The sequence below is a fragment of the Dactylosporangium darangshiense genome, assembly GCF_039537565.1.
Taxonomy (GTDB): Bacteria; Actinomycetota; Actinomycetes; order Mycobacteriales; family Micromonosporaceae; genus Dactylosporangium; species Dactylosporangium darangshiense.
In genome coordinates this window covers 255595-272329 of sequence record NZ_BAABAT010000012.1, presented here as the reverse complement: position 1 = coordinate 272329, position 16735 = coordinate 255595, and the positions used below count along the sequence as shown (strand labels likewise).

At 73.7% G+C, this 16735-nt stretch carries 12 protein-coding genes; 7 read left to right on the top strand and 5 right to left on the bottom strand.

The features are described from left to right. Positions 1–36: 36 nt before the first annotated feature. Positions 37–1596, bottom strand: coding sequence for a glycoside hydrolase family 43 protein (locus ABD901_RS23885; protein ID WP_345129350.1), 1560 nt, complete (start codon positions 1594–1596; stop codon positions 37–39). Positions 1597–1734: 138 nt separating this feature from the next. Between ABD901_RS23885 and ABD901_RS23880 the strand changes: the two genes are divergently transcribed. The 4 genes from ABD901_RS23880 (at position 1735) to ABD901_RS23865 (ending at position 5964) form a co-directional block, all read left to right on the top strand. Further along, complete coding sequence (locus tag ABD901_RS23880) at positions 1735–2757, top strand: LacI family DNA-binding transcriptional regulator (protein WP_345129349.1); 1023 nt, start codon at positions 1735–1737, stop codon at positions 2755–2757. Positions 2758–2844: 87 nt separating this feature from the next. Continuing rightward, positions 2845–3801: a lysylphosphatidylglycerol synthase transmembrane domain-containing protein gene (locus ABD901_RS23875; protein WP_345129348.1), complete on the top strand. Its 957-nt coding sequence runs from the start codon at positions 2845–2847 to the stop codon at positions 3799–3801. 10 nt (positions 3802–3811) lie between these two features. Beyond that, positions 3812–4915, top strand: coding sequence for a glycosyltransferase family 4 protein (locus ABD901_RS23870; RefSeq protein WP_345129347.1), 1104 nt, complete (start codon positions 3812–3814; stop codon positions 4913–4915). Beyond that, entirely contained in the window at positions 4912–5964 is a 1053-nt protein-coding gene (locus ABD901_RS23865; protein ID WP_345129346.1) for a PIG-L family deacetylase, read from the top strand. The genes ABD901_RS23870 and ABD901_RS23865 overlap by 4 nt, the downstream gene beginning before the upstream one ends. A gap of 296 nt (positions 5965–6260) precedes the next feature. Here the strand turns inward: ABD901_RS23865 and ABD901_RS23860 are convergent, their stop codons facing one another. Further along, positions 6261–6947, bottom strand: coding sequence for a phosphatase PAP2 family protein (locus ABD901_RS23860; RefSeq protein WP_345129345.1), 687 nt, complete (start codon positions 6945–6947; stop codon positions 6261–6263). A 111-nt stretch (positions 6948–7058) separates the two neighbouring features. On the opposite strand from ABD901_RS23860, the gene ABD901_RS23855 reads away from it, so the two are divergent. Beyond that, positions 7059–7745, top strand: a complete 687-nt coding sequence (locus ABD901_RS23855) for a response regulator transcription factor (RefSeq protein WP_345129344.1) — start codon at positions 7059–7061, stop codon at positions 7743–7745. Here the strand turns inward: ABD901_RS23855 and ABD901_RS23850 are convergent. Then, positions 7718–9184 (bottom strand): MFS transporter, encoded by a 1467-nt coding sequence (locus ABD901_RS23850; RefSeq protein WP_345129343.1) that lies wholly within the window; start codon positions 9182–9184, stop codon positions 7718–7720. The two genes, ABD901_RS23855 and ABD901_RS23850, sit on opposite strands and share 28 nt — an antisense overlap. After that, on the bottom strand, positions 9181–9789 hold the full coding sequence (locus ABD901_RS23845) for a TetR/AcrR family transcriptional regulator (protein WP_345129342.1): 609 nt from the start codon (positions 9787–9789) through the stop codon (positions 9181–9183). Before ABD901_RS23845 ends, ABD901_RS23850 begins: the two co-directional genes overlap by 4 nt. A gap of 432 nt (positions 9790–10221) precedes the next feature. Here ABD901_RS23845 and ABD901_RS23840 point away from each other — a divergent pair, with 432 nt between their 5' ends. Together ABD901_RS23840 and ABD901_RS23835 are read left to right on the top strand one after the other, a co-directional pair. Further along, the gene (locus tag ABD901_RS23840) at positions 10222–11517 is read left to right on the top strand and encodes a ricin-type beta-trefoil lectin domain protein (RefSeq protein ID WP_345129341.1); all 1296 of its coding nucleotides are present in this window, start codon (positions 10222–10224) and stop codon (positions 11515–11517) included. Positions 11518–11620: 103 nt separating this feature from the next. Then, a complete protein-coding gene (locus tag ABD901_RS23835; RefSeq protein ID WP_345129340.1) occupies positions 11621–12973 on the top strand; it encodes a cellulose binding domain-containing protein in 1353 nt (450 codons plus the stop codon). A gap of 60 nt (positions 12974–13033) precedes the next feature. Here the strand turns inward: ABD901_RS23835 and ABD901_RS23830 are convergent, their stop codons facing one another. Further along, a complete protein-coding gene (locus ABD901_RS23830) occupies positions 13034–16726 on the bottom strand; it encodes a CHAT domain-containing protein (RefSeq protein ID WP_345129339.1) in 3693 nt (1230 codons plus the stop codon). Positions 16727–16735 lie beyond the last annotated feature (9 nt).

The window sequence follows — 16735 nt, the reverse complement described above, 5'->3', positions numbered from 1 at the left end:
CCCCCCGCGACGGGACCCCGAGTTCGTGTGCCCCGCTCAGGGCTGCGGCTTGTACGTCGCCGCGGAGAAGTCGGCCGGGAGGCCGCCGCCGGTCATGTCCTGCACCCACAGGCCGAAGAAGGCGCCGGTGAAGCCCCCGCCGTTGCACTCGCGGGCGTACTCGTCGGAGAGAATGCTCGCGTCGAACGGGCCCCACTGCGTCTCGCCGCAGGAGGCACGCAGCGCGCCCCCGTCGAGGTCCAGCCGCAGCCGCACCGGCCCCGCGACGGGCACCGCTGGGCTGTGCAGCCGCAGCCGCCCGTCGTCGCTGGACAGCACGTCGACGATCGCGCCGGCCCGCTCGTCGAAGCCGACCCGCAGGAAGTACCAGTTGCGGCTGTTGTAGTACGCGGTGACGCCCGCCATGTGCTGGAAATGCGCCGGGCGGAACTCGACGGTCGCCTCGAACGTGGCGCGGGCGTGCTGGACGCGCCGCGCGACGAGGCTCTCCCCCGCCGGCGCACCGGCGGACCGGCCGCCGTGTATGCGCAGGTGCCCCGGGCGGGCCTGGGTGGACAGCCAGTCGCGGTGCGCCGGGCGGCGCAGGGTGCTCCAGTGCGGGCCGAGGCCGGGCGCGGCGAAGTCGTCGGTCTCCGGCTCGTCCGGCCACGGGTGGCTGGGCAGCGCGGGGGCGGGGACCTCGTCATGGGGTACACCACCGTCAATGCGCGGCCATCCCGCCTCCGTCCACGTGACGCGCTGGATCGCCGTCTCGCGGCCGAGCACGCAGCGCCCACGAGGGCTCAGCGGCCGGCCGGTGAGGTGGGCGAAGAACCACTCTCCGGCCGGGGTGGCCACGAGGCTGCCGTGCCCGGCCTTCTGCAGCGTCAGGTCGGGCCGGTGCACGGAGGTGATCAGCGGCGTGCCCGGGTCGGTCTCGTAGGGGCCGAGCACATCCCGGGAGCGCGCGACGGTCGCCTGGTGGAACCAGTCGGTGCCGCCCTCGGCGGTGACGAGGTAGTACCAGCCGTCGCGGCGGTACAGGTGCGGGCCCTCGGTCATGCCGGCCGCGGTGCCGGTGTAGATGGTGACGGGCTCGCCGAGGAGCCGGCGGGCGGCGCGGTCGTACTCCTGCGCGATGATGCCGTTGGCCCACGGGTTGCCGGGGCGCCAGTCCGTGCGGTTGGACAGCAGCCAGCTGCGCGCGCCGTCGTGGAACAGCGACGCGTCGAAGCCCTGCGCGTGCAGCGGCACCGGGTCGGACCACGGACCCTCGATCGACGGGGCGGTCACCAGGTAGTTCGGCGTGTCCCAGAAGCCGGAGTAGGACTTCACGTCGGTGTACACGAGGTGGAACAGCCCGTCGGCGTAGGACAGGCACGGCGCCCAGATGCCGCCGGAGTCCCGGTTGCCGGTCATGTCCAGCAGCCGCAGGCTGTCCAGGGCGCCGCCGATGGCCCGCCAGTGCACGAGGTCGCGCGAGTGGTGCAGGCGCACGCCCGGGTACCACTCGAAGGTCGAGGTGGCGAGGTAGTAGTCCTCTCCGACCCGGAGGATCGACGGGTCCGGGTGGAAACCGGGCAGGACCGGGTTGACGATGTTCAATTGCGCTCCCATCTACTTGCCGAGGATTCCGAAAGTCGCCCCGCGGTTTCGGGAAACATTTCGGAGGGAGGGCGTGTGGGGTGTACGGTGCCGATCACAAGCCACCCCACGGGGAACAGGCAACCGTTTTCGAAAAACACAGGTGACGTCATGACCCTGAACGGCAGGCCGACAATGGCCGAGATCGCGCGGGAGGCGCGGGTCGCGGTGTCGACGGTTTCGAAGGTCCTCAACGGCCACACGGACGTTTCGGCGAGGACGCGCCAGACCGTCGAGCGGCTGCTGGCCGAGCGCGGCTACCAGCGCCCGCGGGCGGCCAAGAACGGCCGGCGCCGCCGCACCGACCTGATCGACCTGGTCATCAATGATCTCGACAGCGTCTGGGGCCTGTCGATCCTCACCGGCGTCGAGGAGGTCGTCGAGGAGGCGGGCCTGGGCCTGGTCGTCTCCGCCGTGCACAACCGCCAGTCGCTGACCCGGCGCTGGGTCGAGTCGCTGCTGGCCCGCGGCTCGGAGGGCGCGATCCTGGTGCTGTCCGAGCTCGCCGAGCGCCAGCACGAGGACCTGCGCCGGCGCAACCTGCCGTTCGTCATCATCGACGCGGTCAATCAGCCGCCACCGGGCACGCCGTCGATCGGCGCGACGAACTTCGCCGGCGGCTACGCAGCGGCCGAGCACCTGGCTTCGCTCGGGCATCGGCGCATCGCCGCGATCGGCGGGCACGAGCAGTTCCAGTGCACCCGGGCGCGCATCGCCGGCTACCGGGCGGCCCTGGAGTCGGCGGGGCTCCCGGTGGATCGGCAGCTCGTGCGGTACGGAAACTTTCACCACGACGGCGGCCTGCGCGCGGCCGAGGCGCTCCTCGCCCTGCCCGACCCGCCGACCGCGGTCTTCGCCGGCAGCGACCAGCAGGCCACCGGCGTCTACGAGGCGGTGCGCCGCGCCGGGCTGACCATCCCCGGCGACGTCAGCGTCGTCGGCTTCGACGACCTCAACTTCGCCCAGTGGACCGCGCCGCCGCTGACCACGGTCCGCCAGCCGCTGCACGAGATGGGCGTCGCCGCGGCCCGCACCCTGCTGCGCATCGTCAACGGCGAGCGGATCGAGTCCCCCCGCATCGAGCTGGCCACCGAGCTCGTCGTCCGGGAGAGCACCGCCCCGCCGCAGCGCTGACCGTCTTCAGTGTCTTTTCAGGATCCGTCTGCGACCTTGAGCGACTCCAGACCGGGGCCGTAGGGGAGGACGGATTTGGACGGGACAGTGAGCGCGCGGGGCCGCCGCACGGCGCTGCTGCTGGTTGCGGTGGGCCTCGTGGTGTGGTCGGCGATGCACCTGTCCGCGCTGGGCGCGTCCTGGTCGCAGGCCTGGCGGATGATCGCCCACCTGGGCTGGCGCTGGCCGCTGCTGCTCGGCGCGGTGTGGCTGCTGGGCCTGGTCGTGCACACGTTCGTGCTCACCGCGTCGCTGCCGGGCCTCACGCACCGCCGCGCGCTGACCCTGAACCTGTCGGGCAGCGCCGTGTCGAACGTCCTGCCCCTCGGTGGCGTCGCCGGCACCGCCCTCAACCTCGGCATGGTCCGCGGCTGGGGCCACACCGGCCTGGAGTTCGCCCGCTTCGTGGTCGTCTCGAAGGCCTGGGACCTCGTCGCGAAGCTCGTGATGCCACTGGTGGCCGTTGCGGTACTGCTCCTGGCCGACGCCGACCCCGGTTCTCTGTGGCTGGTCTGCGCGACCGCGAGCGCCGTCGTGGGCGCCCTGGTCGTCGCCGCCCTGCTCGGCCGGTCGTTGCTGCTGCTGCGCCTGGTCACCCTGGCGGAACGCCTCTTGCGCCGCCGCGGCTGGACGGCGGCGACGGCCGCCCTGCTCGACGGCACCGACCGGCTCGTGCGGCGCCGGTGGGCGGAGCTGAGCTGGGGCATGGCCGGGTACTGGCTGCTGCAGGGCGCCCTGCTCTGGCTGTGCCTCGAGGCGATCCACGTGCACCTGCCGTTCCCGGTCCTCCTGGCGGGCCTCGTCGTCGAGCGCCTGCTCACGCTGGCCGCCATCACGCCCGGCGGCGCGGGCCTGGTCGAGGCGGGCACGATCGCGGTCTTCATCGCCCTGGGCACCGACCCGACGGCGGCGCTGGCCGGCGTCCTGCTGTACCGCGCCTTCGTCTTCGTCGCCGAGATCCCCGTCGGCGGCCTGGCCACCGCCCTGTGGCTCCTGGCCCGGTAGGAGTCCTGCCTTGCGGATCGCTCACGTCACCGACGTATACCTGCCCCGCCTCGGCGGCGTCGAACTGCAGGTACACGACCTGGCCACGAGGCAGCAGACGGCCGGACACGAAACCCTGGTCCTCACCACCACCGCCGGTGGTCGCGGTCCGGACGACGTTCCGGTCCTCCGCGTCGGCCTCGTGGGCGCCGGTCCGTACCGGAAGGTAGGCGCCCGGAACCTGGCCGAGACCCTGCAGGCGCACGGCGTCGAGGCGGTGCACGCCCACGTCTCCGCGTTCTCCCCGCTGGCCTGGACCGCCGCCCGCCTGGCGGCCGCGGGCGGCCCGCCGACGGTCGTCTCCGTGCACTCGATGTGGCACGACATCATCCCGCTGGTACGCCGATTCGCCCGCTGGCAGGACGCGGCGGCCTGGCCCGTGCAGTGGGCGGCGGTGAGCAGCGCGGCGGCGTCCGCGGTCCGTGCGGCCCTGGACGGGACTCCGGTCGCGGTGCTGCCCAACGGCATCGACCCCGCCGCGTGGCTCCTGCCGCCGGCGCCTCCCACCGACCCCGTGCCGACCCTCATCAGCGTGATGCGGATGGTCCGCCGCAAGCGCCCCCGCGCCCTGCTGCGGACGCTGCTCGGTTTGCGCGCCACGCATCCGGGTCGCTTCCGCGCCGTGCTGGTCGGCGACGGTCCTCTGCTGCCGGGCCTGCGCCGCGAGATCGCGGCGGCCGGCGCCGGCGACGACATCCACCTGACCGGCGCCCTGGACCGCACCGCGATCCGTGCGCTGCTCTCGGCTTCCTCCGTGTACGTGGCTCCCGCCCCGCGCGAGTCCTTCGGCATCGCCGCCCTGGAGGCCCGCAGCGCCGGCTTGCCGGTGGTGGCGCGGGCCGGCAGCGGCGTCGCCGACTTCATCAGCCACGGTGTCGAGGGCTGGCTGGTCAACTCGGACGAGGAGCTCCGCTCGACTCTGGCCGCGTTGCTGGACGACCCGTCGAGGGCCGCGGCGGTGGCGCTGTACAACCGGTCGGTGGCCCCGTGCGTACGCTGGGAGACCGTGCTGGACGCCGCCGATGCCTTGTACGCGCGGTCCGCCGCGTTCCTGGGCCGCCGGACCCCGGCGTGACCTTCACTCTGGTGGCTTTCCACGCGCACCCGGACGACGAGACGTTGCTGACGGGCGGCACTCTGGCGCGCGCGGCTGCGGAGGGCCATCGCGTCGTGCTGGTGACCGCGACTTTGGGCGAATCGGGCCTTTCGGCAGGCCCGACGGGCGCCCTTCTTGGCGAGCGCCGCCACCGCGAGCTGTTGGCCGCCGCGACGGCCCTGGGCTGCGCCCGCGTGGAAACCCTCGGCTACCTCGACTCGGGCTTGGTTGCACCAGTTTACGGGGAAATATCCCATTCTGCGGGTCCCGGCGGCTGGTCAGCGGACTCCCGGCCCACCGACACGCCGGGCGACGGGCCGGCGGACGGCACGCGCTCCACTGACGCCGCGGGCGACCGGCCGCCGGACGGCACGCGCTCCACTGACGCCGCGGGCGACCGGCCGCCGGACGGCATGCGCTTCGCGGACGCCCCGGGCGACGGGCCGGCGGATGGCACGCGCTTCGCGGACGCCCCGGTGGACGAGGCGGCGGCGAGACTGGCGGCGATCTTGCGCGAGGAGCGGGCCGACGTGCTCACGGGCTACGACCCGCGCGGCGGCTACGGCCACCCCGACCACGTCCAGGTCCACCGCGTCGCCGCCGCGGCCGCCCGCCTGGCCGGCACGCCGGTCCTGCTCGAGGCCACTGTCGACCGCGCCGCACTGCGCCCGGCGCTCGCGGCCCTGCGCCTGGCCGGCCGCCTGCTGCCGTCGCTCCCGCTGGGCGGGGCGGCGACGGCGTTCACCGCACGCGCCGACATCACGCACGTCGTGGACGTCCGCGCGTACGGGCCGCAGAAGCGTGCGGCCATGCGCGCCCACGCCAGCCAGGGCGAGGGCGGCGGCGTGCGCACCCTGGCGCTGCTGTCGCGGCTGCCCGGCCCGCTGTTCCGGGCCGTTGCGGGGCGCGAGTGGTTCGTCGAGGTCGGCCGCGCGCCGGGCCCGAAACCCTGCGGGGACATCTTCGAGACCGTCCGCCGCGCACGGTCCGAAACCGACCACCGCTCACGGCCGGCGTCGCGGCCGTAGACCTGCCGCGGCCGTGGGCGACCAACACCGACCAGCACCAAGCAGCACCGAGGCAACCTGCCGCGGGCGCATCCGCAGCAGAGCGCGCGGCGCCGTCCCTGCGACGCGCACCCGCCACGACCTGGGTCGTCGCGGCGTCCCGCGACGGTTTCGCGGGCGTCGGCGACGCTTCGTTGTGGCGCTTCCGGGCTGGTCCCGATGCGATCGCTCAGCCGCCCCGAACGGACCCTGCGGTGCGGCTGACCGGTCTCCCTAACCGTAGACCATCCCACCAAATGGAGGCCCAGGCCGAGTGCTCAGCGTAACATTCCGTCACTCACCGCAGTGTCCCGCGTGCTACGAAGGAAGGCGGGGCTGCCGTACATGAAAGGCAGCAGGGCCAGCACCACCGCCGTGGCCAGGAACCAACCGGCCAGGACGTCCGACGGCCAGTGGGCCAGGAGCAGGATCCGGCTCAGGCCGACCAGCGCTGCCCAGGTGGCGGCGACGGCGGCGAAGGCGCGGCGAGGCCACGCCGGGGGCAGCAACGGGAAGACTACGACGATCGCGGCGCCGGCGGCGAGGGCCGATGACGTGGTGTGGCCGGACGGGAACGAGTAGCCGGTCGACTCGATGAGGCGGTCGACCGGGCGCGGGCGGGCGATCAGATGCAGCAGCGTGAGGCGCACGGCAGTGCCGGTCAAGGCCACGGCCGCAACGTACAGCGCCGCCCGCCAGCGGCGCAGGGCCGTCAGTGCGATCAGGCCGGCGGCCAGCAGGACCCACAGGACGAGAGGGTCGGCGCTGTGTGTCACCGCGGCGGTCGCGGATCGCACGGCGCCGTGCGATCCGGTGAATCGGCCGGCTGCCGCGCTCATGACCGCGTCGGGGTGCATGAGCACGGCGGACCTGGTTGCGGCCAAGATGGACAGGACGGCCAGCGCGAGCGCCGCCGCGCCGGCGAGCCACGTGGCGCGGCGCTGCAGGGTTTCGGGCGACGGCACACATCATGGTGACTCGGCGTGGCTGAAAACGGGCTGAACAACCCGTCATCCTCAGGATTGATTCAGGATCCCGATGTGACGCTGTGATCACGCGATGGGGGGCGGTCTGCCGTGCGGGTGCTGGTGGTCGAGGACGAGGTGAATCTCGCCGAGACGATTCGGGATGGGCTGGGTGTCGAAGGGTTCACCGTCGATCTGGTACACACCGGCGTCGACGGGTTGTGGGCCGCCACCGAGACGCCTTACGGGGCCTATGACGCGCTGATTCTGGACATCATGCTGCCGGGGTTGTCCGGATACGAAGTGTGCCGGCAGCTGCGGGAGCGCGAAGTGTGGACTCCGGTGCTCATGCTCACCGCCAAGGACGGGGAATACGACCAGGCGGACGCGTTCGACCTCGGCGCCGATGACTATCTCACCAAGCCGTTTTCCTTTGTGGTACTCGTGGCCCGCCTCCGTGCGCTCATTCGCCGCGGTGCGCCGCAAAGGCCGGTCGTGCTGAGCGCCGGGGATCTGCGGCTCGACCCGGTGCAGCGGCGTGTCACTCGGGGTACCGACGAAATCTCGGTGACGGCGAGGGAGTTTGCGTTGCTCGAGTTCATGTTGCGCCATCCCGGCGATGTGCTCAGCCGGACCGCGATCATCGAGAACGTGTGGGACGCCCATTTCGACGGGGACCCGAACATCGTCGAGGTGTACGTCGGGTATTTGCGGAAGAAGATCGACCATCCGTACGGGCGGACCGCTATCCGCACCGTCCGCGGTGCCGGTTATCGCCTGGACCCGGCCGGGGGCTGAGCGGGCGCCGGGGCCGGCGCGGCCGGCCGGGTGATGCGCACGTCGGGCATGACGGCGACGGCGGTCAGGGCCAGCAGGCCGCTCAGGCCGCCGATCCACCCCAGGCTCGTGGCGATGCCCGCCGTGACGGCCGCGGCGCCGGCGGACACCGCCAGGTGGTGTGAGAGCAGCCACTGGGCGCAGGCGAGGCTGGTGGCGCCGCCGATCTGCTTGGTCAGCATGGAGCCGGCCGTGGCGGTGCCGATGTCCGTGCGGGGGACGCTGTTCTGGGCGACGATGCTGGCGCCGCCCATCGCCGGACCGCTGCCGAGGCCGATGAGCAGCAGGCAGGCGCCGATCAACGGCGTCGGCGTGGTGGTGTCGAGGGTGACGAACGGGGCGCTGCCGGCGACCAGCAGCGCGGCGCCGGTCAGCAGCGCGGGCTTGGGGCGGGTGGTGCGCAGGATCGTGACGGCGGTGAGCCGGTTGCTGAGGACCATGCCGGCCAGCATCGGGAGCAGGAGCAGTCCGGAGGTCGTCGCGGAGTAGCCGCGCACCTGCTGCAGGTACAGCGTCAGGAAGACGGCGGCGGGCAGGTTGGCGGCCTGGAAGAAGAAGCCCGCGGCGGCGATCGCGGCGTACGCGCGATGCCCGAACAGGCGCAACGGCAGGATCGGCACGGCCGCCCGGCGCTCCACGGCGATGAGCGCGGCGAGCAGGGCCGCGCCGAGCAGCAGGGTGCCGCCGACGGACGGGTCGGTCCAGGCGCGCTCGCCCAGGCCCTTGAGGCTCAGTCCCAGCAGTACCGAGGAAAGGCCCGCGGTCAGCAGGGCGATGCCGGCCAGGTCGAGCCGGCCGGCCGGCGCCGCCTCGGGGCGGGCGCGGGGCAGCAGGGTGGCCAGCACGGCGGCGGCGGTCAGGCCGATGGGGAGGTTGATCAGGAACGCCCACCGCCAGCTCGCGTAGTCGGCGAGCACGCCGCCGACGATCGGGCCGCCCAGCATGCCGACGATGAACATGCCGGCCATCAGCGTCTGCATGCGGACCATGCCGAGCATGCGGCCGGGCGGGTACAGGTCGCGGACCACCGACATGCTCACCGTCAGCAGGGCACCGGCGCCGACGCCCTGCAGGGCGCGGAAGGCGATCAGCGCGCCCATCGACGGGGCGAGGCCGCTGGCCAGCGATCCGGCCAGGAACAGGCCGAGCCCGATCAGCATCGGCGGGCGGCGCCCGTAGAGATCGGAGAATCGGCCGTACAGCGGGACGGTCACCGTCGAGGTCAGCAGGTAGGCGGTGACGACCCAGACGTACCAGTTCCCGGAGCCGCCGAGCTGGGCGACGATGCGCGGCATGGCGGTGCCCGTGACGGTGCCGTCCAGGATGCCCAGGAACGTGCAGCTCAGCACGGCGAGCGCAATGGTGCGACGGCGCGTTTCGGGCAAGGTGTCGTACGTCATGTGTCTGCCCCGCCCGCCACCGCACCGTGCAGGAACAGGTCGACAAGCCCGGCGTGGCCGACGTGCTGGCCGGCGCGGCCCGCGGCCATGCTGATGAACATGAACGCCTCGGCCACCGTCTCGACGGGCAGGCGCAGCGTGTCCTGATCGGGCCGGAACAGCTCGGCGAGCGCGTCTCGCATGACGGCCATCGACGCGTCGCGGCTCGGCGGGCCCTCGCCGCGGTGCGGTCCCCGTTCGGGCCGGTGCCCGGAGGCCATCAGCGCGCCGGCCACCGCGCCCATGCGCCGCATGTGTGCCTGCATCGCGTCGAGGGCCTCGGTCAGCCGCTCGGCCAGCGGCTGCTCGACGTCGATGCTGTCGAGCTCGCGCAGCAGGCCCGCGGGGTTGGCGGCCTCGGCCATGCACGCGGCGAGCACGGCCTCCTTGTCGGCGAACGCGCGGAAGATCGTCGCCTCGCCGATGCCGGCCGCGTTGGCGATCTGCTGGGTGGTCACGCCCGCGCCGTACTCCGCGACCAGCGGCAACGCGGCCTGCACGATCATCGCGCGGCGCTGTTCAGGGCTCATCCCCGGCGCTCGGCGCCGGCGTGGTGTTTCGGTCATGCCACCACGCTACGGAGTGAGCACTCACTCCGTCAAGACCGGAGTGAGTGCTCACTCCGGTAGGCCGCGCGGCGTGTCAGGCGCGCTTCCCCTCTGAATCACGAGAAAGGCGGAATTTCCCCTGACAGGCGATAAATCCGACAAGTCGTGGCGCGGAGCGCCCGACTTGTCGCAAAGCCGGCCCCCAGCGCAGGGAGCGCCCGAAACCGACATGGGCGCACAGAGTTTCGGCACTATTGACAACTATCTTTTCATTCGGCGACGATGCTGAGAGCGCTCTCACGTCCGCCACGTGGGGGCTGAACTGGCATGTCCCACTCCCCCGCCCACGTACGAGAAGGGGCACAGATCACTGTGGAAAGTCAACACAAACGCACATGGCTGCAGGGGCGCGCGCGCAAAGCGCTGCTTGCTGCGGCCGGGGGTGTCGTGGTGGTCGCGGCCTCGGTCGCGGTGCTGCCCGACGCCGGGGCCTCCGTGCCTCCCACGCCCTCCGGGTGGACGCAGGTGTTCGCCGACGACTTCAACGGGCCCGCCAACACTGGAGTCAACACCGGCAACTGGCTGTACGACCTCGGCCACGGCTACCCGGGCGGTGCCGGCAACTGGGGCACCGGCGAGATCGAGAACATGACCAACAGCACCCAGAACGTCTACCTGGACGGCGCCGGCAACCTGGTCATCAAGCCGATCCGCGACGGCGCCGGCAACTGGACCAGCGGCCGCATCGAGACGCAGCGGACCGACCTCGCCGCACCGGCGGGCGGCAAGCTGCGCATCGAGGGCCGGTTGCAGCAGCCGAACGTCAACACCTCCAACGGCGCCGGGTACTGGCCGGCGTTCTGGACGCTGGGCGCGGCAGCGCGCGGCACGGGCGCGACCGGCTGGCCCGGCATCGGCGAGATCGACATCATGGAGGACATCAACGGCCGCAGCTCCGAGTTCGCCACCCTGCACTGCGGCGTATCGCCGGGCGGGCCGTGCAACGAGACCACGGGCCTCGGCAGTGGTGAGCGCGCCTGCGGCGGGTGCCAGACCGGCTTCCACACCTACGCGATGGAGTTCGACCGCAGCACGTCGCCGGAGCAGATCCGGTGGTACCTCGACGGCAACAACTTCTTCACGGTCAACGCCAACCAGGTCGACGCGACCACCTGGAACAACGCGACGCACCACGGGTTCTTCATCATTCTCAACGTCGCCATCGGCGGCGGGTTCCCGGGCGCGTTCGGCGGCGGCCCCTTCGCCTCCACCGTGTCCGGCGTGCCGATGATCGTGGACTATGTCGCGGCGTACACCAGCGGTGGTGGCGGCGGCGGCCCAACCACCCCGCCCCCGTCCGGCGGCAAGGCCATCAAGGGCCCCGGCGGCCTCTGTCTCGACGTGCGCTCGTCCGGCACCGCCAACGGCACCCCGGTGCAGATCTACACCTGCAACGGCACCGGCGCCCAGCAGTGGACCTACGTCGAGGCCGGCACCACGCTGCACGCGCTGGGCAAGTGCCTGGACATCCCGGGCGGCTCGACCGCCAACGGCGCGAAGCTGCAGCTGTGGGACTGCAACAACACCGCGGCACAGGTGTTCATCCACCGGGCCGACAACACGTACTTCAACCCGCAGGCCAACAAGTGCCTGGACGACCCGTCGGGCTCCGTGACGCCGGGCACCCAGGTGCAGATCTGGGACTGCAACGGCAGCGGCGCCCAGAAGTTCACGCTGCCGCAGTAGGACCGAACTGTTTCGTGGAACTTTCGCGGCCCGACCGCTGGTCGATGCCGCACCGGGCCGCCCGCGATTGACGCGCGGGCGGCCCGGCCCCGAAGGTCCGGGCATGACCGCTCGCCTTCGTGGAGCCCTGTGGCCCCGCCTGGCCGTTCCGGCGATCGCCGCGGCCGGCGCCGCCCTCATCGTGCTGGCCCTGCAGCCCCAGGCGCAGGCCACCGTGCCGGAGCCGTCGGCGCCGGTGACCGGCAACGCGACGTACTTCGACGGGCTCGGCTCCCCCTACGGCGGCTGCGGGCTGCCCCAGGCGGAGCTGGAGACCCAGAACTTCGTCGCACTCAACGTCTTCGACACCCCCGGCGACGGCACCTTCTACCCGCGGCCGCTGTCCGCGGCGCAGGCCGACAAGATGGGGATCTGGAACAACGGCCACAACTGCGGCCGCTGGGTGCGGGTGAAGATCGGCGACTACTGCACCGGCACGAACGACGGCGCGCTCGGACAGCCGTTCTGCCGCAACGGGGCGTGGACGACCGACGCGTACAACGACGGCACCCTCGACATGCTGGTCGCCGACAGCTGCGGCGACTCCAACGCGTGGTGCCGCGACGACAAGTACCACCTGGACCTGTCGAAGGACTCGCTGAACCGGTTCGTGAAGAACGGCGCGGCGATGACGGACCTCTACCCGTCGCACTGGAACAACCGGCACGTCTCCTGGCAGTTCATCGCCGCGCCGTCGTACACCGGCGACATCCGCATCGGCTTCCTGTCCGGCGCGCAGCGGTGGTGGCCGGCGATCGCGGTGTCGCGGCTGCCCAACGGCGTGCACGGCGTCGAGTACTTCGCCGACGGCGCGTGGAAGGCCGCCACGATGAACGGCGACATGGGCCAGTCGTTCATCATCGGCGGCACCACCTCGGGCGGCACCGACTTCCGCATCCGGGTCCGCGACGCCGCCGACGCCCTGCTGTTCAACGGCCGCGAGTACACCTTCTCGCTGCCCTCGGCCTGCTCCTCGCAGTGCAGCGCGGCCTACACCGCGGCCACCTACACCACCAACGGCGGAACCAGCACCTCGGCGTCCCCGAGCGTCTCCGTCTCGCCCAGCGTCTCGAAGTCGCCGTCCGCGTCCGCGTCGCCGAGCCGGTCGACGGGCACGGGCGGGTGCACGGCCACGGTGACGACGACCAGCTCGTGGGGCACCGGCTACCAGGCCGACGTGACCGTGCGCAACAACGGCACGGCCGCGTCGACCGGCTGGACGCTCAAGTTCTCCTTCGCAGGTTCGCAGACCGTCACGCAATCCTGGAACGCCACCGTCACCCAGGCGGGCGCCCAGGTGACGGCGACCAACGTGTCCTACAACGGCGCCATACCGGCCGGCGGCACCACAGGCTTCGGCTTCATCGCGGGCGGCGTGAGCCAGCCGGTCACCGGCGTCAGCTGTTCCCTGACCTGACGGTCCCCTGGCCGCCGCGGCCGCTACCGCGGCGGCCAGGGCCGCACCCGATCAGCCCGATCAGCCCGCCCGGTCCCCGTCGACCAGCGCCCGGGCGGCCTCGCGACGGCGGCGAGCGCGAGCGGGCTGGCCGGCGGCGTCGTCGAGCTCGGCGATGCGCTCCAGCACGGCCGCCTGCGCGGCGACCGCGGCGGTGTCCTCGGGGTCGAGGGCCGCGCGGCGGCGCCGGTTCACGAGGGCCTGCCGGTAGAACGCGCGGGCCTGCGCCGGGTCGCCGTCGGCGGCGAACCAGGCGGCGAGGCGCTCGCGGGCCTCGGCGAGGTCGCGGTGCAGGGCGCCGTTGCTCGGGAAGCGGTGCGCGAGCAGCTCGGCGACCTCCTCGGCGCGTTCGAGTTGGCCGCGCACCTCCTCGGGCCGGCCGGTCGCGTCGGCGTGGTCGGCGGCGCGGCGCAGGGCGGTGCCGAGGTCGCGCTGGACGTCGAGGTCGTCGGGGTCGGCGCCGGCGAGGCGCTGTGCCGTCTCCAGGGCCGCGGCGACGTGCTGGCCGGCGCAGTCGGGGTCGCCGGCGGCGAGGTCCATGTCGGCGAGGCGCCACTGCGCGGCGATCGACTTGCGCTGGTGGTCGACGTTGCCGGAGTCGGCGGTGGTGAGCGTGTCGGCGATGGTGGCGGCCTCGGTGGCCAGGGCCCGGAAGGCCTCGAGGTCGGCGGGGCCGGTGAGGTCCGCGATGGCGCTGACGCAGTCGAAGAGGCGGGCGAGCAGGCCCTGGTGCTCGGCGTCGTCGGCGGACAGCTTCCGCCAGATGTCGAGGGCCTGTTCGTGCAGGGTCCGGGCCTCGGCGGGTTCGCCGGCCTCCCGGTGTACCGCGGCCAGGACGCCCAGGCCGGCGGCCAGGTCCCACTGCAGGGTGGGGTTGGCGGGGTCGGCGTCGGCGAGCTCCCGGCGGATGCGCAGCGACTCGCCGGCGGCCTCGCGGGCCAGCGCGATCTCGGCGTCGTCGAGCGCGGTCTCGGCGATCTTCAGGTGGCTGGTGGCGACGTTGCGCCGGTACTGCACGCCCGGGTCGGCCTCGGCGAGGCGCAGGTCGACGGCGAGGGCCCGCTCGTAGCAACGGCGGGCGGCGGCGAGGCGGCCGAGGCGGTGCAGCAGCCGGCCCTGGCTGTCCAGCGCGGAGCTGAGCTCGAGCTGGGCGTCGGCGTCGCCGGGCGCCGCCTGCGCCGCGCGCTCGGCGCGGGCGAGCACCTCCTCGCCCGTCTCGGCGGCCGCGGCGGTGCTGCCGGTGGTCTCGAGGGCGTCGCGCTCGCGGGCGAGCAGCCCGGCGTACGCGGGATGGTCGTCGGGCAGGCCGGGCAGGACCTCGCCGAGGAACGCGGCGACGGACAGCTCGCCGGCGAACTTGGGCGCGACGGCGACGGCGAGGTCGGCGAGCTCGTCGGGGCTTCCGGCGGCGCGCAGGTGGTACACGGCCTCGGTCGCGGTGGAGAACCCGGCCCGGCCGGCGTCGATGATCCGCCGGCACGCGGCGGCGGCGCGGACGTGGCGTTCGGCGATGTCGCCGGCGAAGCGGTCCGCGAGGGCCTCGCGCAGCCACGGCTCGACGCCGGAGCCGTCCTCGGCGGCGCCGGCGAGCGTGAGGTCGCGCAGCCGGCCCAGGTGCCCGGCCATCGCGGCGGTGTCCTCGGCGGTGGGTTCCCGGTCGTGTACCGCGAACGCCAGATCCTCCGCGGCGACCGGGATGCGCGAGACGGCCAGCTGCAGCAGCGCCGCCCGCTCGTCCGGCGCGAGCAGGTCGAGCAGCTCGGCGAGCAGGAAGTCGCGGGCGCCGAGCGCGATCGCCTCCCGCGCGGCGTCCGCGGCGGACCGGCCGGCGGACGAAAGGCCGGACGGGCCGGTGAGCGCGCGCAGGCGGGCGGTCACCTCGGGCAGCCGCGCGCCGCCGTGCAGCAGGACGTCGACGAACTCGAGCAGCCGCGGGTGGCCGCCGACGGCCTGCACGACCGCACCGGCGTCCTCCCCGGGCAGGTCGCGCAGGCCCGGCATGCGCAGCAGCAGGCGGCCCAGCTCGGCGTCGGACAGGGGCGGCACCTCGACGCGGGACAGCGGCGGGTCGCCGGGCACCGGGTAGCGGCTGGTCACCAGGACCTTGCCGCGCTCGGCGGCGGCCGCCAGGGTGGCGAACACCTCGCCGAAGCCCGGGTCGAGAAAGGCGCCGCCGCCGACTTCGAGGTTCTGCTCGAAGTCGTCGAAGACGAGCAGCAGGCGCCGGGTCCGCAGCGCGCCGGCGATCGCGGCCGGTGCGTCGTCGTCGAGGTCGATGCCGGCGGCGGCGAGCTCGGCGAGCAGGGCGGGCGGGTTCCAGGCGCCGGCGTGCAGGACGATCGTCCACGGGTCGTCGACGTCGTCGCGCAGGCGGGTGACGACCCGCCCGGCGATCGCGGTCTTGCCGATGCCGGCCGGGCCGGTGAGCGCGACGCCGCCGACGAGCGGGGCGCCGGCGAGCTCGTCGCGCAGGGTCTGCGCGACGGTGCGCAGCAGGGCGCGGCGCCCGACGAGGTCGCCGAGCAGCAGCTCGCGCACGCCGTCGCCGGTGGGCAGCTCGGTCGGGTTGGACAGCGGGGCCGGCGGCGCGGCCGCGTCCCACAGCGGGCCGTCGGAGGCGGCGAAGAGCGCCGGGATCGCGTACTCGGGGCGGCGGGCGACCTGCGCGGGTACCGCTGCGGCATCGAACATCGCCGCACGCGCGACCGCGAGTGCCGCCGCGACCGGGACCCCCGGCTCGGCCAGGCCCCGGTAGACGGCGGTGAGCAGGCCGGTGGCGTAGCGGTCGGTGACGGAGGTCTGCATGGCGATGACCCGGTCGGCGCCGTGGCGCAGCAGGGTGACGGCGAGGCCGGCGTCGGCGTCGGCGGCGCCGCCGCAGCTGGACAGGACGATGAGCGGCAGCGGGCGGCCGCCGCGGCGCAGGGCGCGCACGAGGTCCTCGGCGCGCACGTCGACCGCGTTGCCGTCGCGGTCCTCGAGCTCGACGCCGTAGGGCGAGCCGTGCGCCGACAGGTGCAGCACGTGGTAGGCGTCGCGGCGCAGGGCCTCGGCGATCTCCGCGGCCCCGGCGACCTCGAGGATCGTGATCTCGGCGGTGCCGACGCGGCTGACGACGGAGACGATGGCCTGCATCTCGGCCTCGACGTCCAGCGGCGGGTTGGACGTCTGCTCGGGGGCGCCGACGGCGACGAGGATCTTCAGCGGCCCGGCCGCCGGCGGGTGGTTCGCGGCGGGGACGCCGTCGACGGCCCGGGTGAGGCGCACGCCGTCGACGGTGGCCAGGACGCGCTGGTCGGCGAGGCGGGTCAGCTCGTACGGCAGCTCGTGCACCGGCCCGTCGCCGCCGACGACGACCTCGAGGACGGTGCCGGGGACGGCGGCGGCGAGCAGGGCGGTGAGCTGCTCGAGGGTGTCGGCGTCGAACAGCGCCGCGGAGAGCCGGGCACCGAGGCGGGCCAGGCGGGCGTCGGCGTCGGGGAGGTCGATCAGCGTCCACACCTCGTCGCGGCCGAACGGCAGCGGCTCGTCGCGCTCGCACAGCACGACGCCGGCGAGGGTGGTGGTGGCGTGCAGCCGGCCGTCGGCGACGGCGACCGCGAGGCGTAGCTCGTGCCGGGTCGCCGTGGCCGCGTCCGGCACGCCGGCGGCGCTCAGCCGCGCCCAGAGTTCGTCCAACGCTTCGGCGTGCTCGTCGTGGGGCCCGTCTGCCATGCGCGCCAT